20 protein-coding genes and 2 tRNA genes are annotated in these 17962 nt (G+C 65.8%); 16 read left to right on the top strand and 6 right to left on the bottom strand.

Annotated features, from left to right (window positions below; genetic code table 11):
* Positions 1-126: 126 nt before the first annotated feature.
* Positions 127-1902: a glyoxylate carboligase gene (gene gcl, locus VV867_RS17635; protein ID WP_328567134.1), complete on the bottom strand. Its 1776-nt coding sequence runs from the start codon at positions 1900-1902 to the stop codon at positions 127-129.
* Positions 1903-2011: 109 nt separating this feature from the next.
* On the opposite strand from gcl, the gene VV867_RS17630 reads away from it, so the two are divergent.
* Both VV867_RS17630 and VV867_RS17625 read left to right on the top strand, forming a co-directional pair.
* Positions 2012-2926: a LysR family transcriptional regulator gene (locus VV867_RS17630; RefSeq protein WP_275629318.1), complete on the top strand. Its 915-nt coding sequence runs from the start codon at positions 2012-2014 to the stop codon at positions 2924-2926.
* A 186-nt stretch (positions 2927-3112) separates the two neighbouring features.
* A complete protein-coding gene (locus VV867_RS17625; protein WP_089394834.1) occupies positions 3113-3544 on the top strand; it encodes a GlcG/HbpS family heme-binding protein in 432 nt (143 codons plus the stop codon).
* A gap of 267 nt (positions 3545-3811) precedes the next feature.
* On the opposite strand, the gene VV867_RS17620 is transcribed toward VV867_RS17625, so the two are convergent.
* On the bottom strand, positions 3812-4465 hold the full coding sequence (locus VV867_RS17620; RefSeq protein WP_275629319.1) for a TetR/AcrR family transcriptional regulator: 654 nt from the start codon (positions 4463-4465) through the stop codon (positions 3812-3814).
* A gap of 179 nt (positions 4466-4644) precedes the next feature.
* On the opposite strand from VV867_RS17620, the gene moaA reads away from it, so the two are divergent.
* From moaA to VV867_RS17595, 5 genes are all read left to right on the top strand, one after another.
* Entirely contained in the window at positions 4645-5640 is a 996-nt protein-coding gene (gene moaA / locus VV867_RS17615) for a GTP 3',8-cyclase MoaA (RefSeq protein ID WP_328567133.1), read from the top strand.
* Between the two features lie 85 nt (positions 5641-5725).
* Positions 5726-6244 (top strand): hypothetical protein, encoded by a 519-nt coding sequence (locus VV867_RS17610; protein ID WP_328567132.1) that lies wholly within the window; start codon positions 5726-5728, stop codon positions 6242-6244.
* Positions 6245-6395: 151 nt separating this feature from the next.
* Complete coding sequence (locus VV867_RS17605; RefSeq protein WP_328567131.1) at positions 6396-6791, top strand: PA2779 family protein; 396 nt, start codon at positions 6396-6398, stop codon at positions 6789-6791.
* The gene (locus VV867_RS17600) at positions 6788-7744 is read left to right on the top strand and encodes a PA2778 family cysteine peptidase (protein WP_328567130.1); all 957 of its coding nucleotides are present in this window, start codon (positions 6788-6790) and stop codon (positions 7742-7744) included. The genes VV867_RS17605 and VV867_RS17600 overlap by 4 nt, the downstream gene beginning before the upstream one ends.
* 76 nt (positions 7745-7820) lie before the next feature.
* Entirely contained in the window at positions 7821-8735 is a 915-nt protein-coding gene (locus VV867_RS17595) for a formate/nitrite transporter family protein (protein WP_328567129.1), read from the top strand.
* A gap of 26 nt (positions 8736-8761) precedes the next feature.
* Here the strand turns inward: VV867_RS17595 and VV867_RS17590 are convergent, their stop codons facing one another.
* Positions 8762-10045 carry an NAD(P)/FAD-dependent oxidoreductase gene (locus tag VV867_RS17590; RefSeq protein ID WP_275629325.1) on the bottom strand — a complete coding sequence of 428 codons (1284 nt, stop codon included), beginning with the start codon at positions 10043-10045 and terminating at the stop codon, positions 8762-8764.
* 184 nt (positions 10046-10229) lie between these two features.
* Between VV867_RS17590 and VV867_RS17585 the strand changes: the two genes are divergently transcribed.
* Positions 10230-10306 (top strand) — tRNA-Val (locus VV867_RS17585).
* Positions 10307-10362: 56 nt separating this feature from the next.
* Positions 10363-10439 (top strand) — tRNA-Val (locus tag VV867_RS17580).
* A 451-nt stretch (positions 10440-10890) separates the two neighbouring features.
* Here the strand turns inward: VV867_RS17580 and VV867_RS17575 are convergent.
* On the bottom strand, positions 10891-11040 hold the full coding sequence (locus tag VV867_RS17575) for a hypothetical protein (protein WP_275629326.1): 150 nt from the start codon (positions 11038-11040) through the stop codon (positions 10891-10893).
* A gap of 211 nt (positions 11041-11251) precedes the next feature.
* On the opposite strand from VV867_RS17575, the gene VV867_RS17570 reads away from it, so the two are divergent.
* Positions 11252-11782 carry a DUF4946 domain-containing protein gene (locus VV867_RS17570; RefSeq protein ID WP_328567128.1) on the top strand — a complete coding sequence of 177 codons (531 nt, stop codon included), beginning with the start codon at positions 11252-11254 and terminating at the stop codon, positions 11780-11782.
* 217 nt (positions 11783-11999) lie between these two features.
* Here VV867_RS17570 and VV867_RS17565 read toward each other — a convergent pair whose 3' ends face one another.
* Together VV867_RS17565 and VV867_RS17560 are read right to left on the bottom strand one after the other, a co-directional pair.
* Positions 12000-12224: a hypothetical protein gene (locus VV867_RS17565; RefSeq protein ID WP_074980397.1), complete on the bottom strand. Its 225-nt coding sequence runs from the start codon at positions 12222-12224 to the stop codon at positions 12000-12002.
* Between the two features lie 433 nt (positions 12225-12657).
* Positions 12658-13026 (bottom strand): histone-like nucleoid-structuring protein, MvaT/MvaU family, encoded by a 369-nt coding sequence (locus VV867_RS17560; RefSeq protein ID WP_275629328.1) that lies wholly within the window; start codon positions 13024-13026, stop codon positions 12658-12660.
* Positions 13027-13311: 285 nt separating this feature from the next.
* Between VV867_RS17560 and VV867_RS17555 the strand changes: the two genes are divergently transcribed.
* The 6 genes from VV867_RS17555 to VV867_RS17530 form a co-directional block, all read left to right on the top strand.
* A complete protein-coding gene (locus tag VV867_RS17555; protein ID WP_328567127.1) occupies positions 13312-14145 on the top strand; it encodes an alpha/beta fold hydrolase in 834 nt (277 codons plus the stop codon).
* A 223-nt stretch (positions 14146-14368) separates the two neighbouring features.
* Positions 14369-16291: a threonine--tRNA ligase gene (gene thrS / locus VV867_RS17550; RefSeq protein WP_109933353.1), complete on the top strand. Its 1923-nt coding sequence runs from the start codon at positions 14369-14371 to the stop codon at positions 16289-16291.
* A complete protein-coding gene (infC, locus tag VV867_RS17545; RefSeq protein ID WP_176450353.1) occupies positions 16291-16842 on the top strand; it encodes a translation initiation factor IF-3 in 552 nt (183 codons plus the stop codon). The genes thrS and infC overlap by 1 nt, the downstream gene beginning before the upstream one ends.
* 60 nt (positions 16843-16902) lie before the next feature.
* On the top strand, positions 16903-17097 hold the full coding sequence (gene rpmI, locus VV867_RS17540) for a 50S ribosomal protein L35 (protein WP_009617012.1): 195 nt from the start codon (positions 16903-16905) through the stop codon (positions 17095-17097).
* A gap of 21 nt (positions 17098-17118) precedes the next feature.
* Positions 17119-17475 (top strand): 50S ribosomal protein L20, encoded by a 357-nt coding sequence (rplT, locus tag VV867_RS17535; protein ID WP_003099086.1) that lies wholly within the window; start codon positions 17119-17121, stop codon positions 17473-17475.
* Between the two features lie 97 nt (positions 17476-17572).
* On the top strand, positions 17573-17962 hold a 390-nt coding region (locus VV867_RS17530), incomplete at its 3' end, for a tRNA ligase subunit PheS family protein (protein WP_442965040.1).

The raw sequence follows: 17962 nt of genomic DNA, 5'->3' as shown, positions 1-17962 counted from the left end.
TCGGGGCCTCCTGGTGGTGAAACACGTATTTCCGTAAGGGTGGGCCCCGCCGTGCACAGGTTGTGGTTATCCCTGCCACGGCTCCCCTGCACGCGGGGCCCGGTACTTCGTCAGTCGAGCAGCGGCTCAATCCAATAGAGAGACTGCGGTGGGCGCGTCGGCGCGGGACTGGGCCAGTTCCTCGAACTCGTTGATGGCGTTGATCTCGGTGCCCATGGCGATGTTGGTCACGCGCTCCAGGATCACTTCCACCACCACCGGCACGCGGTGCTGTTGCATCAGTTCGCGGGCCTGGGCGAAGGCGGCGCCGATCTGGTTCGGGTCGAACACGCGGATCGCCTTGCAACCCAGGCCTTCCACCACGGCGACGTGGTCCACGCCGTAGCCGTTGAGTTCCGGCGCGTTGACGTTGTCGAACGCCAGCTGCACGCAGTAGTCGATCTCGAAGCCGCGCTGGGCCTGGCGGATCAGCCCCAGGTAGGAGTTGTTCACCAGCACGTGGATGTACGGCAGGTTGAACTGGGCGCCGGCGGCCAGTTCCTCGATCATGAACTGGAAGTCGTAGTCGCCGGACAGCGCCACCACCTGGCGGCTGGGGTCGGCCTTGACCACGCCCAGGGCCGCGGGGATGGTCCAGCCCAGCGGGCCGGCCTGGCCGCAGTTGATCCAGTGGCGCGGCTTGTAGACGTGGAGGAACTGGGCGCCGGCGATCTGCGACAGGCCGATGGTGCTGACGTAGCAGGTGTCCTTGCCGAAGAACTCGTTCATCTCCTCGTACACGCGCTGCGGCTTGACCGGCACGTTGTCGAAGTGGGTCTTGCGCTGCAGGGTGCGCTTGCGCTCGCGGCAGGCCTCGACCCAGGCCATGCGCTCCTTCAGCCTGCCCGCGGCCTTCCACTCGCGGGCCACTTCGAGGAACACGTCCAGGGCGGCGCCGGCGTCGGAAACGATGCCCAGGTCCGGAGTGAACACACGGCCGATCTGGGTCGGTTCGATGTCCACGTGGATGAACTTGCGCCCGGCGGTGTAGACGTCGACGGAACCGGTGTGGCGGTTGGCCCAGCGGTTGCCGATGCCGAACACCAGGTCGGACTCCAGCAGGGTGGCGTTGCCATAGCGGTGCGAGGTCTGCAGGCCGCACATGCCGGCCATCAGCGGGTGGTCGTCGGGAATCGTGCCCCAGCCCATCAGTGTCGGGATCACCGGCACGCCGAGCAGTTCGGCGAATTCCACCAGCTTGTGCGAGGCGTCGGCGTTGATGATGCCGCCGCCGGCGACCAGCAGCGGGCGCTCGGCGTCGTTGAGCAGGGCCAGGGCCTTCTCGGCCTGGGCGCGGGTGGCGCTCGGGCGGTGCACCGGCAGCGGCTCGTAGGCGTCGATGTCGAACTCGATCTCGGCCATCTGCACGTCGAACGGCAGGTCGATCAGCACCGGGCCGGGGCGGCCGCTGCGCATTTCGTAGAAGGCCTTCTGGAAGGCGTAGGGCACCTGGCCCGGCTCCAGCACGGTGGTGGCCCACTTGGTCACCGGCTTGACGATGCTGGTGATGTCCACCGCCTGGAAGTCTTCCTTGTGCAGGCGGGCACGCGGCGCCTGGCCGGTGATGCAGAGGATCGGGATGGAGTCGGCGGACGCCGAGTACAGGCCGGTGACCATGTCGGTGCCGGCCGGGCCCGAGGTGCCGATGCACACGCCGATGTTGCTGGCGCTGGTGCGGGTGTAGCCTTCGGCCATGTGCGAGGCGCCCTCGACGTGGCGGGCCAGCACGTGGTCGATGCCGCCGAGCTTCTTCATCGCCGCGTACATGGGGTTGATGGCAGCGCCCGGTACGCCGAAGGCGGTATCCACGCCTTCGCGGCGCATGACCAGGACGGCCGCCTCGATCGCTCTCATTTTGGCCATGACCTTTCCTCTTGAGTCGGTGGTTTTCTTGTTGGGGGCAAGGATGCCGGCTGTGCCAAGGTGACGGAATTGATGGATACTTCAGTTCTGTCGATATCTGGAGTATCGAATGGACCGCTATACCCTCATCCGCAGTTTCGTCCTGGTGGCGGACAACGGCAGCTTCGCTTCGGCGGCGCTCAGCGAAGGCGTGACCCCGGTGGTCATGGGCCGGCGCCTGGACGCCCTGGAGCGGCACCTGGGCGTGAAGCTGATGCACCGCTCGACCCGCGGCCTGCAGCTGACCGACCTGGGCGAGCAGTACCTGGAGCGCGCGCGCAGCCTGCTCAAGGACTTCGACGAGGCCGACGCCAGCGTCACCCGCGGCGGCAACTCGGTGCGCGGGCACCTGGTGGTGTCGGCCCCGGCGGCCTTCGGCCGGCGCCACATCGCGCCCCACGCGCCGGCGTTCCTGGCGCGCTACCCGGACCTGAAGCTGTCGTTCAACTTCACCGACAGCCTGGTGGACCTGGTGCGCCAGGGCTACGACATGGGCATCCGCATCGGCGAGGTCACCGACCCCAACTACGTGGCGGTCAAGCTGTTCCCCAACCGCCGGGTGGTCTGCGGCGCGCCTTCGTACTTCGAGCTGCACGGCGTGCCGCGGGTGCTGGAGGACCTGGCGCGGCACAACTGCCTGGCCTTCAACCTGCAAGGCGGCCAGCAGCGCGGCTGGACCTTCCTGCGCGACGGCCGGCAGGTGGCGGTGCGGGTCTCCGGCAACCTCGACTGCAACGACGGCGAGCTGCTCTACGACTGGGTCAAGCAGGGCCTGGGCATCGGCTGGCGCTCCACCTGGGAGATCCAGGCCGAACTCAAGGCCGGCGAACTGGTGACGGTGCTCGACGAGTACGAGATCCCGGCCTACGACATCCAGGCGGTGTACCCGCAACAGCGCTATCTGCCGGCCAAGGTGCGCTTCTTCATCGACTACCTGAAGGACATCTACAACACCCCGGGGTACTGGGAAACCCGGCATCCTTGAGCGGTTTATTCGATACTGGCGTTGTATTTTTCTTGGTTTGTTGTTGTGTACAAAATGTCGCAGGATTGTATTTATTCGTTGCGTCCGGGGCTTCCTTCGGCTATTCCATCAAGGGCTTTGCCATGCCGCGTCCTTCCACGGGAGGGCGTGGGTGAACGTCTTATCCCTTTCCGCGAGGAACCCCTCATGAGCGAAATCAACCTCGACACCGCCCTGGCCATCACCCGCAGCGCCCTGGCCGCTGGCCGCGAACTCTCCACCGCGCCGCTGACCGTGGCGGTGCTCGACGCCGGCGGCCACCTGGTGGCCCTGCAGCGCGAGGACGGCGCCAGCCTGCTGCGCCCGCAGGTGGCCATCGGCAAGGCCTGGGGCGCGGTGGCCCTGGGCAAGTCGTCGCGCGCCCTGGCCGCCGACGCCCAGCAGCGCCCGTCGTTCATCGCCGCGGTGAACACCCTGGCCCAGGGCAACGTGGTGCCGGCGCCGGGCGGCGTGCTGATCCGCGACCGGGACAACCGCGTGCTCGGCGCCATCGGCATCAGCGGCGATGCCTCGGATATCGACGAGCAATGCGCCATCCGCGGCATCCAGGCCGCCGGCCTGGTGGCCGACGCGGGGTAGGGCGAATAACCGTTCGCGGTTATCCGCCGATACACCCAGGCCATTAATGGCGCCGAGGTTGAACCCGGAGCGGCCCGGGGCCAAGGTCAGGCGGCGGATAACGCCGTAGGCGTTATGCGCCCTACGCAAAGGTCGGGCCTGGCGTAGGGCGAATAACCGTTCGCGGTTATCCGCCGATACACCCAGGCCATGAATAGCGCCGAGGTTGAACCCGGAGTGGCCTGGGCCAAGGTCAAACGGCGGATAACGCCGTAGGCGTTATGCGCCCTACAGCGGCAACGGCCGCAGGCGCGCCTCGGCCTTGGTTGGCTCGCTGCCATCCGGCGCGGTGCCGCGCAGCACCAGGCGGGTGATGGTCTCGGCGGCGGCCTCGAAATCGGCGTCGCTGAGGCTGTCCTTGCCGGTGACCATGGAGATCTGCCAGTCGAAGTCGGCGTAGGTCTGGGTCGCCGCCCAGATGGTGAACAGCAGGTGGTGCGGGTCCACCGGGGCCAGCAGGCCGCGGTCGATCCAGCTCTGCAGGCAGGCGATGTTGCGCTGGGCCTGGGCGTTCAGCTCGTCCAGGTACTCCCTGGGCAGGTGCGGCGCGCCGTGCATCAGCTCGCTGGCGAACACCTTGGAGGCGTGCGGCAGCTCCTGGGAGATGCGCACCTTGGAGCGGATGTAGGCCTTGAGCGCCTCGGCCGGCTCGTCGTCCTCGCGGAATGGCGCGGAGGCCTGCAGCAGCGGCTCCACCACGCTTTCCAGCACGCTGCGGTAGAGGTTTTCCTTGGACTGGAAGTAGTAGTAGACGTTGGGCTTGGGCAGCCCGGCGCGCGCCGCTATGTCGCTGGTCTTGGTGGCGGCGAAGCCCTTTTCGGCGAACTCTTCGCTGGCGGCGCGGAGGATCAGGCGTCGGTTGCGTTCGCGAATGCTGGTCATGGTCTGCTGGGTCTTCTTGTGCGCGGTTGCCCATGGCTGGGCCGGCGATGGTAGCACCGGCCTCGCGGGCCCCTCAAGCAAGGGCCCTGTGCTGAAAGTTGACCCGTGGTTCAGCTTTTCTGTAGAGTCTGCGGACCCCGGCGTCGCCACGGCGCCCGGCCTTCCACGAGAGCGTCGCCATGTCCGACAGCCAACTGGTCGACCCCTTCGGCCGCCGCATCACCTACCTGCGCCTGTCGGTGACCGACCGTTGCGACTTCCGCTGCACCTACTGCATGGGCGAAGACATGCAGTTCCTGCCGCGCGACCAGGTGCTGAGCCTGGAAGAGCTCTATACGGTAGCCGACGCCTTCATCGCCCTGGGCGTGCGGCGCATCCGCATCACCGGCGGCGAGCCGCTGGTACGCAAGGGCCTGACCTCGCTGCTGGCGCGCCTGGGCGCGCGCCCCGAGCTGGAGGACCTGGCGATCACCAGCAACGGTTCGCAACTGGCCGGCCGCGCGGCTGAGCTGCGCGCCGCCGGCGTACGCCGGCTGAACATCAGCCTGGATTCGCTGCGCCGCGAGCGCTTCGCCGCCTTCACCCGCAGCGACCGCCTGCCCCAGGTGCTGGCGGGGATAGACGCGGCGCGGGCGGCGGGCTTCGAGCGCATCAAGCTTAACTGCGTGGTGCAGAAGGGGCGCAACGACGACGAGGTCTGCGAACTGGTGGAATACGCGCTCGCCCGAGCCCTGGACATCAGTTTCATCGAGGAGATGCCGCTGGGCAGCATCAGTAGCCACGACCGCGCGCAGACCCTCTGCAGCAGCGACGAGGTGCGCGCCCGCCTGGCCGAACGCTGGCGACTGACGCCCAGCCTGGAGCGCAGCGGCGGCCCCTCGCGCTACTACCGCGTCGACGGCCTGCCCAGCCGCATCGGCTTCATCTCGCCGCACAGCCACAACTTCTGCGGCGACTGCAACCGCGTGCGCGTCACCGCCGAGGGCAAGCTGGTGCTCTGCCTCGGCCATGAAGGCGCGCTGGACCTTCGCCAACTGCTGCGCAGCCACCCCGGCGACGGCGCCCGGCTGCGCGCGGCGCTGGTCGAGGCGCTGCAGCTCAAGCCGCAGCGGCATCACTTCGACGCCGCCGAGCAGGTCCAGGTGTTGCGCTTCATGAGCATGACCGGCGGCTGAGGAGCAGGGACGATGCCCCGACAGGGCTTTCCGTCGGCCAGGGGCTTTCCCTAGAATCACGCGGCCGATGTGCTGCGAGGCCGATGTGAGCGAGAGTCAACTGCGAATTCCACTGGGCGACTGCTGCCTGGTCTGCGACGGTTTCCGCCAGCGGGTGGCGGGGCGGCCGTCGCTGGAAGTCGACGGCGACCTGCTCTGGGCGCTGGAGCACAGCAGCTGGCAGCCGCTGGCGGTGACGCTGGAGCCCCTGGCCGATGGCGTCAGGGCCCGCCCATTGCCGCTGGAGCGCCAGGCCGCCTTCGACGCGCAGCAGGCGCTGGACTGGCGCGACGACGAGGTCAGGATCGCCTGCCTGCCCGCCGTGCGCGACGCCCGGGTGCTGCGCGATTGGTGCCGGGCGTGCTGGCCGGAAGCCACCTTCGGCCCGCAGGCCTTCGATGCCCAGGCATACGCCTGGGGCCACCTGTTGCGCCTGGACTGCCGGCGAGCCGGGCTGGCCGTGGCCGGCCACGAGCACTTTCTGCTGCCCCATGCCTACCCTTGCGTGTACCTCGGCCACCTGGCCCTGGACTGGCGACGCTTGCGCTTCGAACCAAACGCCTGACGCCGTGATCTGAACAGAAGGCGCCTCGTTCGGCGGCAGCTTTTGCCCGCCTGCGGTGCCCGGGCTTTGCTTGTGCAACCGTGCTTGGCCGCGCGGAACCTCCGGTTGTCGCCGGCGGTCTGCTAGCGCGTCAAAGTGGAGGAGACCCAGAATGACAATCACAAAGCGGGTGAAGCGGCTGGCGGCCGTGCTGGTGCTGGCGCAGTTGGGCGTGGTCGCCGAGATGCCCCTGGCGCAGGCGGCGATGGTGGGCACCGGTGAGGTGTTGCAGGCGCAACAGCAGCACGTCGACCGCGAGCAGTTGCTGCGCATGCTCGATGACCAGGGCGTGCAGAAGAAGCTGCAGTCCATGGGCGTGGAGCGCAGCCAGGTCGAGCAGCGCATCAAGAGCCTGTCCAACGAGGAGCTGGCGCAGTTCAACCAGCAACTGGACCAGGCGCCGGCCGGTGGCATCATCGGCATCATCGTCCTGTTCCTGCTGATCTTCATCATCACCGACATGCTCTGCATCACGCATATCTTCACCTTCGTGCGGTGCCAGCGTTGAGGCGTGCCGCCGCTGCCGTGGCCCTGGCCGCGCTGCTGCTCGGCGGCTGCGCCACGGCGCCGCGGCTGCCGGCGGACGTCGACGCGCTGCCGCGGCGCGTCGAGCTGGCCGAGGTGCAGTTCTTCCCCCAGCAGCAATACCAGTGCGGGCCGGCGGCGCTCGCCACCGTGCTCAACCAGCGCGGTGTGCGGGTGACGCCGAACCAGCTGAAGGAGCGGGTGTTCCTGCCGCAGCGCCAGGGCAGCCTGCAGGTCGAACTGGTGGCCGCGGCGCGTGAGCGCGGCCTGCTGGTCTACCCGCTGCGCCCGCGCCTGGAAGACGTGCTCAGGGAAGTGGCCGCCGGCAACCCGGTGCTGGTGCTGCAGAACAACGGCCTGGACTGGTTGCCGATGTGGCATTACGCCGTGGTGGTCGGCTATGACCGCGACCGCCACGAACTGGTGCTGCGCTCCGGCATCACCAGGCGCCTGGTGATCGACTTCACCGCCTTCGACGTGACCTGGCGGCGCAGCAGCCGCTGGGCTGTGCTGACGCTGCCGGCCGACCACCTGCCGGCCAGCGCCGAACCGACGCCCTGGCTGCGCGCCGCCCACGACCTGGAGGAAACCGGCCAGCGGGCCCTGGCCGACCAGGCCTACCGCACCGCCACCCGGGCCTGGCCGCAGGAGCCGCTGGGCTGGTTCGCCCTGGCCAACGCCCGCTACGCCGCCGGCGACCTGGGCGGGGCCGAAACGGCGCTGCGCCACAGCGTGGCCGCCCGGCCGGACTTCGCCGCCGCCTGGTACAACCTGGCCAACGTCATGGCCGAGCGCGGCTGCGGCGAGCGGGCCCGCGCCCCGGCGAGCTGCGCGCAGCAGCTGGCGCCGACGGATTCGCGCTTCCTCCAGGCGCCCCGGGCGGCGCCGGTGGCTTCCGGGCAATGCAGCGCCGCGCCGGCCTGCCCCGCACCTTGAGGCGCCGCGTGCATTTTCTTTGAACCGCTGCGCTTGGCCGCCGGCCTAAATGGCATTCCTCCAGGAGGTGCAGGCCATGGCCAGCGACAAGCAGCACCCGGCGGGCGATGGCGCCGGGAAGGTCCGCCCCGGTTCGGCCAGGGCTGGCGAGAAGGGCGATACCGCGGACGATCTTTCCGCCGAGGAGCGCCGCAAGGTCGAGAAGGCCCAGCCGCCCCGGGCGCTGGTGCTCCACGAGGTGATCCGCCTGCAGGGCAACCACGAGCTGGAGCGCACCCTGGCGGCGCTCTGGTGGTCGGCCCTGGCCGCCGGGCTGACCATCGGCCTGTCGCTGATGGCCATGGGGCTGTTCCGCGCCAGGCTGCCGGAGCACGACAGCGCGGCCATTGTCACCAGCCTCGGCTACCCGGTGGGGTTCCTCGCCATCATCCTCGCCCGCCAGCAGCTGTTCACCGAGAACACCCTGACCGCGGTGCTGCCGCTGATGAGCGAGCCGACCCTGCGCAAGGCCGGGCAGTTGCTGCGCCTGTGGGGCGTGGTGCTGCTGGGCAACGTCGTCGGCGCGCTGCTGTTCGCTTACGCCATGCTGCACCTGCCGATCTTCGATGCGAAGACCGACCAGGCCTTCCTCGAGATCGGCCACGAGGTCATGGAGAACGACGGCTGGCAGATGTTCTCCCGCGGCATCGTCTCCGGCTGGATGATCGCCACCATGGTCTGGCTGGTGCCGGCGGCGGAGAGCGCCAAGGTGTGGATCATCATCCTGGTCACCTACCTGATGTCGCTGGGCAGCTTCAGCCACATCGTGGTCGGCACCTGCGAGGTCGGCTACCTGATGTGGGCCGGAGAGCTGGGCTGGAAGGCCTTCCTGCTGGACTTCGCGCTGCCCACCCTGGCCGGCAACATCGTCGGCGGCAGCCTGATCTTCGCCCTGATCAGCCATGCGCAGATCCGCAGCGACAGCGGCGCGCCAACGAAAACGGCGCCCTAGGGCGCCGTCGTCGTTCGCGGGGTAGGTTACACGCCCAGCTTGTCGCGCAGGTTGTAGTACCAGGCGCCGATCGCGGAGAAGGGCACCTGGAACATGCGGCCGCCCGGGAAGGGGTAGTGCGGCAGGTCGGCGAAGGCGTCGAAGCGCTCGGCCTGGCCGCGCAGGGCCTCGGCCAGCACCTTGCCGGCCAGGTGGGTGTAGGTGACGCCGTGGCCGCTGCAACCCTGGGAGTAGTAGATGTTGTCGCCGATCCGGCCGACCTGCGGCAGGCGCGAGAGGGTCAGCAGGAAGTTGCCGGTCCAGGCGAAGTCGATCTTCACGTTCTTCAGCTGCGGGAACACCTTCAGCATCTTCGGACGGATGATGGCTTCGATGTTCGACGGATCACGGGCGCCGTAGACCACGCCGCCGCCGAAGATCAGGCGCTTGTCGCTGGTCAGGCGGTAGTAGTCGAGCAGGTAGTTGCAGTCCTCGACGCAGTAGTCCTGGGGCAGCAGGCTCCTGGCCAGCTCGTCGCCCAGCGGCTCGGTGGTGATCACCTGGGTGCCGCACGGCATGGACTTGGAGGCCAGCTCCGGAACCAGGCCGCCGAGGTAGGCGTTGCCGGCTACCACCACGAACTTGGCCTTCACGCGGCCCTGCGGGGTGTGCACCACCGGGTTGGCGCCACGGTCGATTTTCACCGCCGGGGACTGCTCGTGGATCACGCCGCCGAGGGATTCCACCGCCGCGGCTTCGCCCAGGGCGAGGTTCAGCGGGTGGATGTGGCCGCCGCTCATGTCGAGCATGCCGCCGATATAGCTGTCGGTCTTCACCACTTCGCGGATGCGCTTGGCGTCCATCAGTTCCAGCTGGGTGTGGCCGAAACGCTCCCAGAGCTTCTTCTGCGACTCCAGGTGGCCCATCTGCTTGGCGCTGAGGGCGGCGAACACGCCACCGTCCTTCAGGTCGCACTGGATGTCGTACTTGGCGATGCGCTCGCGGATGATGCGGCCACCCTCGAAGGCCATCTGGCCGAGCAGTTGCGCCTGCTTCGGGCCGACGGTGCGTTCGATTACGTCGATGTCGCGGCTGTAGCTGTTGACGATCTGGCCACCGTTGCGGCCGGACGCGCCGAAGCCGACCTTGGCGGCCTCCAGCACGGTCACCTTGAAGCCGTTCTCCAGCAGGAAGAGGGCAGTGGACAGACCGGTGTAGCCCGCGCCGATGATGCAGACGTCGGTTTCGGTCTCGCCCTTGAGCTCGGGGCGCGGCGGGACCGGGTTGGCCGAGGCTGCATAGTAGGAAGTGGGATAAGAAGTGTGCGGCATATTGCACCTGTGTTTGTTATTTTTTACGAGATGGGCTGATGCTACCCGAGTCGAAATCACTCGGCTAGTGGCCGTGCAAAATTTTTTACGCGAGAACGAACATAAAAAAATTCCCTTTTTCAGGGGGTTAGCGAAAAAATGCTTGACGGCTCAACGCCTTCGCGTAGAATGCGCCCCCATCGCTAGGCACATAGCTCAGTTGGTTAGAGCACCACCTTGACATGGTGGGGGTCGTTGGTTCGAGTCCAATTGTGCCTACCAAATTCCCGCTTCGGCGGTAGCGAAAGGGCGATCGATACAGGGTCGCCTTTTTCTTTAGGCACATAGCTCAGCTGGTTAGAGCACCACCTTGACATGGTGGGGGTCGTTGGTTCGAGTCCAATTGTGCCTACCAATTCACCGCTTCGGCGGTAGCAGAAAGGGCGATCCGCGAGGGTCGCCCTTTTTGTTTGGGTGCGTTTTGGGGCTGGTCGCGGACGGAGCCCTACGTTGCCACCGCTGTCCCGCCTGTAGGAGCGCGCCCTGCGCGCGATTCGCGGGCAGGGCCCGCTCCTACGTTGTTGCGCCCCGCGCCGATATGCTCTTCGTAGGATGGGTTGAGCCTTGGCGAAACCCATGCGGCCATGGCGATGGGTATCGCTTCGCTCAATCCCTCCTACGCCGCCCCCTTGCAGCCCGTAGGGCGCATAACGCCTACGGCGTTATCCGCCAATGGTCCCGGACGCCGCTGTTGCGGCCGGCGGCGGATAACCGCGAACGGTTATTCGCCCTGCGGTCGAGTATGGGCGAGGACTCCGTCCGCGATTGGATTCACCGGCCGCGCCGGGCGTCCCTGCGGTGCTGCCTCAGCGGCGCTCGAAGCCGGGCCCGCCGCCATGGCCGCCACCACCGTGTCCGCCGCCTCCTGGGCCACCGAAGGGCGGGAAGAACGGCCAGCAGCCGGACAGCGAGACAAGGGCGAGCAGCAGGGTGACTTTGGTCAGTCTGGAAAGCATGGCGACACCTGGGTTGGAAAAACGGGCGCAAAGTAGACACGCCCGTGCCGCGGGTGTCCCGCGAAACTTGGTATCGGCAGGGTAAGGTTTGTATCGGTGTCGATGCGTTCAGCCTGTTTGGCTGATTGCCGTTCGTGCCGGGCGCCAATTGGCGGTGATCGGTATAGTTTGCCTGGCAAAAGTGCGGTGTTTCTCGGTTGTGGGAGGTGGCATGGGCGGTAGGTGGGCCGGTGTTCTCGGTGGTTTGCTGTTGGCGTGTATGGCCAGTGGACTGGCAGCGGCTTCCGGGCTGGCGGAATGGCCGGAGGGCTGGCAGGTGACGCGTTCGCCCGAGGCGCCGGACGAGGCCGCGGCGCTGCGCCGCGAGCGTGGCGTCAGGCTGGCGGCGGACGGCTCCCAGGCGCTGGTGGTGGAAATCACCCGTAGCCGCCTGGCCGAGGCGAAGGATGTGGATCTGCAGCGGGTGATCCTGCAGATGCGCAAGTCGCTGCAGGTCGACTTCCTGCGCCAGGGTTTCCAGGCGGCCTGCAGCAAGCCGCGGCAGGCCGTGCTGGGTGGGCTGGATGGGCTGGAGCTGGTCTGCTCGGTCAGCCAGAACGGCAACGAGGTCCTGAAGCAGGTGGTGCAGGTGGCGCTGGGGCGGGAGGCGGCCTATTCGCTGACCTACGCTGCCCCGGCGGCGGAATACCCGCAGCGGCTCGCCGAGATGGCGGCGTTCAAGGCCGGCCTGCGCCTGGAGTGAAATCGCCGGGCATGAAAAAACCCCGCATCGCAGGCTGTGTGAAAACCTCAGGATCGGTCCCACTGGTTAAAAAACAACCTGGATTTCGCGTTTCTACGTGGATTCTGGATTGGCTGAATAGCCAAGCCTCTTCAGATTTCACGTAGGAACGCGCTCTTCGAAGAGCCGCTCGGTTTTTCACACAGCCTGATCGGCGGGGCTTTTCGTCGGGTGCCGGTCAGGCGGCCAGGGTGCTCTGCACGCGGGCGATGACGGCCTGCAGCGGCTCTGCGGCCTGATACTGCTGCGGGTAGAGCCGCTCGCTGTGGCAGGCGATGCCGTGCTCGTCCACCAGGGCGAAGCTGAAGCTGTCCTTGCGCGGTGCCAGGATGATGCAGTTGAGCGGGGCGAAAGCTGCCTTGAGGGTGCGGATCGCCTCCTGGATCTGAGTGCTTTTTTTCATATTGTCTTTCTTCCAAATAGTCACGGTCCTATGACCGCGTGAAACGTAAAAAACTCCGGTCGAACGCAGAATGCGTGATATCCATGACCGGAATGTGGCAGCGAATGAAAACTCGAAGGGTCTTTCGAGGGCGCCATGGCGGGAGAATACGCCAGCCCCCGAAGTTCGGGCTTGCCAAATATGTAAGGACGATTTGCTGCGCTCTCAAGAGGGAACGCTGGATACGCCTGCCAGTGACTGGCTGCTGGCCGTGGCCCTGTGTATCCCGACTGCGGCGCCCTGGTTGGGGTGGGTGGCGTCGGGAGGGGCGACCTGAAGTTCATGACTCGCGGCGGCATTATCCGGGTGTTGGCCGGGCCTTTCAAGTGCGAGTCGTCAGCGGATGTTTCCGCGAAAGTTCCCGCGGCGGCTTCGGCCGTCGCGGGACGGGGCATCACTTCTGCAGCCAGGACTCCACGGTCTCGGCGCCGTACTGCTGTTTCCAGGCCTTCAGGGTCTTGTGGTTGCCACCCTTGGTCTCGACCACTTCGCCGTTGTTCGGGTTCTTGTACACCTTCAGCTGGCGGCTGCGGCGCGGGGCGCTGGCGGCCGGCGCGGCGGCGGCGGTGTTGGCGGTGCCCTGCGGATCGAGGATGTCGATGACGTTGCGCAGGTTCATGCCGTATTCGTCCATCAGGGCCTGCAGCTGATCCTTGAATTCCAGTTCCTTCTTCAGGGAACTGTCGTTCTTCAGCTTTTCCAGCAGGGCCAGTTGTTCTTTGAGCAGGCGTTCGGCTTCACGGAATTCCGCGAGTTTGGACATGTTTGTCTCCAGGGCAGGTCATTCCGAAACGGATATCGGTGCGCAGCTGTTCGGCGACCATTGTGTTCGGAAAGTTATGTGGGCGGCGAATTATTAATTTAAATAAGCGGGCGACGCAATAATTAATCTTCGACCGGGTACTTTTCGCCGCAATGCAAAGGTCCTTCCCAATGTATGGGTTTATCGCCATGGCGCGAATCGCGGATAATCGCGCCCATCAACTAGATGGCGGTTCGCCATGGGTTCCGCCGATATCTTGCGTGCGCCATGCAACAGGGGATGTAGATGCTTTCGAATGTCCAGTCGTATTCGCTCAATGGACATGAACTGGCCTGCCTGGTGCAGGGGGAGGGCGTGCCGCTGGTGCTGGTGCACGGCTCGCTCTGCGATTACCGCTACTGGCAATGGCAATTGCGCGGCCTGGGCGAGCGTTATCGCCTGCTGGCGCCCAGCCTTCGACATTATTACCCGCAGCGCTGGAATGGCGAGGGTGCGGATTTCACTACCGGCCAGCATGTGGAGGACCTGCTCGCGCTGATCGAAATGCAGGGCGAGCCGGTACACCTGCTGGGGCATTCGCGCGGCGGCAATATCTGCCTGCGCCTGGCGCTGGCGGCGCCCGAGCGCCTGCGCTCGCTGGTGCTGTGCGACCCGGGCGGGGACTTCGCCGCCGACCTGTTCCAGGCCGCCGGCGTGCCCGTGCCGGCGGCGCCGGCCGAGCGCAACCGTTTCCGCGAGCAGGCGCTGCAGCTGATCCGCCAGGGCGAGGTCGAGGCGGGCCTGGAACTGTTCGTCGACACCGTCAGCGGGCCCGGCATCTGGCGGCGTTCCTCGCGGCACTTCCGCGACATGGCCAGCGACAACGCCATGACCCTGATCGGCCAGGTCGCCGACCGCCCGGAGCCGCTCGGGCGCTCGCGCCTCGCCACCCTGGCGGTGCCGACCCTGCTGCTGCGCGGCGAACTCAGCCCCGAGCCCTTCCCGCAGGTGGTCGAGGCCCTGGCGCAGACGCTGCCAGACGTGCGCAGCGACGTCATCGCCGGCGCTTCCCACGGCATGAACGCCACGCGCCCGGCCGCCTTCAACCGCGCCGTGCTCGCTTTCATCGACTCGCATTGATGCCGCTCGTCAGTTGCCCCGACATGCAGTACCATGGCGACCTGCCCCGTTCGTCGGGGCTTCGTTCGTTTTTCTTCCAGTGATCTCCGTCCGCGCGCGCAAGCGCAGGGTGCCGAAAAGGCGCCTGCCACTGTGAGGCAGGCCTGCCCGGCGGGCGACGCTTACTGGCACATCCCAACCCATGTGGCCTTTCGTAGGGGTCACCACTAGGAGAGGAGGCGCCATGCCCATCATTACTCTTCCCGACGGTAGTCAGCGGTCCTTCGATCACCCGGTCAGCGTGGCCGAGGTGGCGCAATCCATTGGCGCGGGCCTGGCCAAGGCCACCGTGGCCGGCAAGGTCAACGGCAAGCTGGTCGATGCCTGCGACAAGATCGAGCACGACGCGACCCTGCAGATCATCACCCCGAAGGACGAGGAAGGGCTGGAGATCATCCGCCACTCCTGCGCGCACTTGGTCGGCCACGCGGTCAAGCAGCTGTACCCGAGCGCGAAGATGGTCATCGGCCCGGTGATCGACGAAGGTTTCTATTACGACATCTCCTTCGAGCGCCCCTTCACCCCCGAGGACATGGCGGCCATCGAGAAGCGCATGGCCGAGCTGATCGACAAGGACTACGACGTCATCAAGAAGATGACGCCGCGCGCCGAGGTCATCGAGGTGTTCAAGTCCCGTGGCGAGGACTACAAGCTGCGCCTGGTCGAGGACATGCCCGACGAGAAGGCCATGGGCCTGTACTACCACGAAGAGTACGTGGACATGTGCCGCGGCCCGCACGTGCCCAACACCCGCTTCCTCAAGGCCTTCAAGCTGACCAAGATCTCCGGTGCCTACTGGCGCGGCGACTCGAAGAACGAGCAACTGCAGCGCATCTACGGCACCGCCTGGGCCGACAAGAAGCAGCTGGCCGCCTACGTCCAGCGCATCGAAGAGGCTGAAAAGCGCGACCACCGCCGCATCGGCAAGCAGCTGGACCTGTTCCACCTGCAGGAAGAAGCCCCGGGCATGGTGTTCTGGCACCCCAACGGCTGGACCGTCTACCAGGTGCTCGAGCAGTACATGCGCAAGGTGCAGCGCGAACATGGCTACGTCGAGGTTCGCACCCCGCAGGTCGTCGACCGCATCCTCTGGGAGCGTTCGGGCCACTGGTCGAACTACGCCGAGAACATGTTCACCACTTCGTCGGAAAGCCGCGACTTCGCGGTCAAGCCGATGAACTGCCCGTGCCACGTGCAGATCTTCAACCAGGGCCTGAAGTCCTACCGCGACCTGCCGCTGCGCCTGGCCGAGTTCGGCGCCTGCCACCGCAACGAGCCCTCGGGCGCGCTGCACGGCATCATGCGCGTGCGCGGCTTCACCCAGGACGATGCGCACATCTTCTGCACCGAGGACCAGGTGAAGAAGGAAGCGGCCGACTTCATCAAGCTGACCTTGCAGGTCTACTCCGACTTCGGTTTCTCCGACATCTCCATGAAGCTGTCCACTCGTCCGGCCAAGCGCGTGGGTTCCGAAGAGCTGTGGGACCGCGCCGAAGGCGCGCTGGCCGACGCCCTGAACGAATCCGGCCTGGAGTGGGAATACCAGCCGGGCGAGGGCGCCTTCTACGGCCCGAAGATCGAGTTCACCCTGAAGGACTGCCTGGGCCGCAACTGGCAGTGCGGCACCCTGCAGTACGACCCGAACCTGCCGGAGCGCCTGGACGCCAGCTACATCGCCGAAGACAACAACCGCAAGCGCCCGGTCATGCTGCACCGCGCGATCCTCGGTTCCTTCGAGCGCTTCATCGGCATGCTGATCGAGCACTACGCCGGCCTGTTCCCGGCCTGGCTGGCGCCGACCCAGGCGGTGGTCATGAACATCACCGACAAGCAGGCCGATTTCGCCGAGGAAGTGGTCCGTACGCTCGAGGAAAGCGGATTCCGTGCCAAGTCCGACTTGAGAAACGAGAAAATCGGCTTTAAAATCCGCGAGCATACCTTGCTCAAGGTTCCCTATCTCCTGGTTATTGGGGACAGGGAGGTTGAATCGAAGGCCGTCGCCGTACGTACGCGCGAAGGGGAAGACCTCGGCTCGATGCCGCTTTCCCAGTTCGTCGAGCTGTTGACTCGGGCGGTTTCCCGGCGTGGTCGCCAAGACTCGGAGTAATCATTATTAAGCGTGAAATGAGACAGGATAAGCGGGCTCTCCCGAAACCGCCGATCAACGAGAACATCACCGCACGCGAAGTGCGTCTGATCGGTGCCGACGGTCAGCAGATCGGCGTAGTGTCCCTCGATGAGGCGCTGCGCCACGCCGACGAGGCCAAGCTGGACCTGGTTGAAATCTCTGCCGATGCGGTGCCTCCTGTCTGCCGCATCATGGATTACGGCAAGCACCTGTTCGAGAAGAAGAAGCAGGCGGCTGCGGCGAAGAAGAACCAGCACCAGCAACAGATCAAAGAAATCAAGTTTCGTCCAGGGACGGAAGAAGGGGATTACCAGGTAAAACTACGCAACCTGGTACGTTTCCTTAGTGAAGGGGACAAGGCCAAGGTATCCCTGCGATTCCGTGGTCGTGAGATGGCCCACCAGGAGCTGGGCATGGAGCTGTTGAAGCGGGTCGAGACCGACCTCGCCGAATACGGCACCGTGGAACAGCATCCCAAGCTGGAAGGACGCCAGCTGATGATGGTCATCGCTCCCAAGAAGCGTAAATAACCTCCCGGGCACTGGCAGGCCTGATGGTTATCAGTTGTTAACGAATGCGGAGTACCAAACATGCCAAAGATGAAAACCAAGAGTGGCGCCAAGAAGCGCTTCAAAGTGACTGCTGGTGGCATCAAGCACAAGCACGCTTTCAAGAGCCACATCCTGACCAAAATGACCACCAAGCGTAAGCGTCAGCTGCGCGGCACCTCGATGCTCGCTGCTTCCGATGTACGCCGTGTAGAACGCTCCCTGCGTCTGCGTTGATTTCTGGTAGAGGATAGTTAAATGGCTCGTGTTAAGCGTGGCGTGATTGCCCGTCGTCGTCACAAGAAGATTCTGAAACTCGCCAAAGGCTACTACGGCGCGCGTTCCCGCGTGTTCCGCGTTGCCAAGCAGGCGGTGATCAAGGCCGGCCAATACGCCTACCGTGACCGTCGTCAGCGCAAGCGTCAGTTCCGCGCCCTGTGGATCGCCCGTATCAACGCTGGTGCTCGTCAGAACGGTCTGTCCTACAGCCGTCTGATCGCCGGCCTGAAAAAGGCGGCCATCGAGATCGACCGCAAGGTCCTGGCCGATCTGGCTGTGAACGAAAAAGCGGCGTTTACCGCGATTGTCGAGAAAGCGAAGGCCAGCCTGGCTTAAGCCCCACGACAGTTACCGGATTTCGGTCCGGACGTAACGTCACCGATAGGGGAAGAGCCTTACCGCTCTTCCCCTATTTTGTATCTGGAGTTGGTACATGGAAAACCTGGACGCGCTGGTTTCGCAGGCCCTGGACGCTGTGCGAAACACCGAAGACGTCAACGCCCTGGAGCAGATCCGGGTTCACTACCTCGGCAAGAAAGGCGAACTGACCCAGGTGATGAAGACCCTGGGCGACCTGCCGGCCGAGGAGCGCCCCAAGGTCGGTGCGCTGATCAACGTTGCCAAGGAAAAGGTCCAGGAGGCGCTCAACGCCCGCAAGACCGACCTGGAAGGCGCCGCGTTGGCGGCCAGGCTTGCGGCCGAACGCGTCGACGTGACCCTGCCGGGCCGCGGCCAGACCTCCGGCGGCCTGCATCCGGTGACCCGTACCAAGGAACGCATCGAGCAATGCTTCACCCGCATCGGCTATGAAGTGGCCGAGGGC

This window comes from Pseudomonas sp. JH-2 (genome assembly GCF_036231725.1).
GTDB classification, from domain to species: domain Bacteria; phylum Pseudomonadota; class Gammaproteobacteria; order Pseudomonadales; family Pseudomonadaceae; genus Pseudomonas; species Pseudomonas delhiensis.
Note: the sequence above shows the minus strand (reverse complement) of the source record. Positions and strands in the feature narration are given on the sequence as shown.

Bases quoted from the DNA above. Each gene is read 5' to 3' on its own strand.
- VV867_RS17605 (WP_328567131.1), top strand. From the start codon at position 6,396: ATGACAATCACAAAGCGGGTGAAGCGGCTGGCGGCCGTGCTGGTGCTG.
- VV867_RS17555 (WP_328567127.1), top strand. From the start codon at position 13,312: ATGCTTTCGAATGTCCAGTCGTATTCGCTCAATGGACATGAACTGGCC.
- VV867_RS17595 (WP_328567129.1), top strand. From the start codon at position 7,821: ATGGCCAGCGACAAGCAGCACCCGGCGGGCGATGGCGCCGGGAAGGTC.
- moaA (WP_328567133.1), top strand. From the start codon at position 4,645: ATGTCCGACAGCCAACTGGTCGACCCCTTCGGCCGCCGCATCACCTAC.
- gcl (WP_328567134.1), bottom strand. From the start codon at position 1,902: ATGGCCAAAATGAGAGCGATCGAGGCGGCCGTCCTGGTCATGCGCCGC.
- VV867_RS17625 (WP_089394834.1), top strand. From the start codon at position 3,113: ATGAGCGAAATCAACCTCGACACCGCCCTGGCCATCACCCGCAGCGCC.
- VV867_RS17560 (WP_275629328.1), bottom strand. From the start codon at position 13,026: ATGTCCAAACTCGCGGAATTCCGTGAAGCCGAACGCCTGCTCAAAGAA.
- VV867_RS17565 (WP_074980397.1), bottom strand. From the start codon at position 12,224: ATGAAAAAAAGCACTCAGATCCAGGAGGCGATCCGCACCCTCAAGGCA.
- rplT (WP_003099086.1), top strand. From the start codon at position 17,119: ATGGCTCGTGTTAAGCGTGGCGTGATTGCCCGTCGTCGTCACAAGAAG.
- VV867_RS17570 (WP_328567128.1), top strand. From the start codon at position 11,252: ATGGGCGGTAGGTGGGCCGGTGTTCTCGGTGGTTTGCTGTTGGCGTGT.
- VV867_RS17590 (WP_275629325.1), bottom strand. From the start codon at position 10,045: ATGCCGCACACTTCTTATCCCACTTCCTACTATGCAGCCTCGGCCAAC.
- rpmI (WP_009617012.1), top strand. From the start codon at position 16,903: ATGCCAAAGATGAAAACCAAGAGTGGCGCCAAGAAGCGCTTCAAAGTG.
- VV867_RS17620 (WP_275629319.1), bottom strand. From the start codon at position 4,465: ATGACCAGCATTCGCGAACGCAACCGACGCCTGATCCTCCGCGCCGCC.
- VV867_RS17630 (WP_275629318.1), top strand. From the start codon at position 2,012: ATGGACCGCTATACCCTCATCCGCAGTTTCGTCCTGGTGGCGGACAAC.
- thrS (WP_109933353.1), top strand. From the start codon at position 14,369: ATGCCCATCATTACTCTTCCCGACGGTAGTCAGCGGTCCTTCGATCAC.
- VV867_RS17575 (WP_275629326.1), bottom strand. From the start codon at position 11,040: ATGCTTTCCAGACTGACCAAAGTCACCCTGCTGCTCGCCCTTGTCTCG.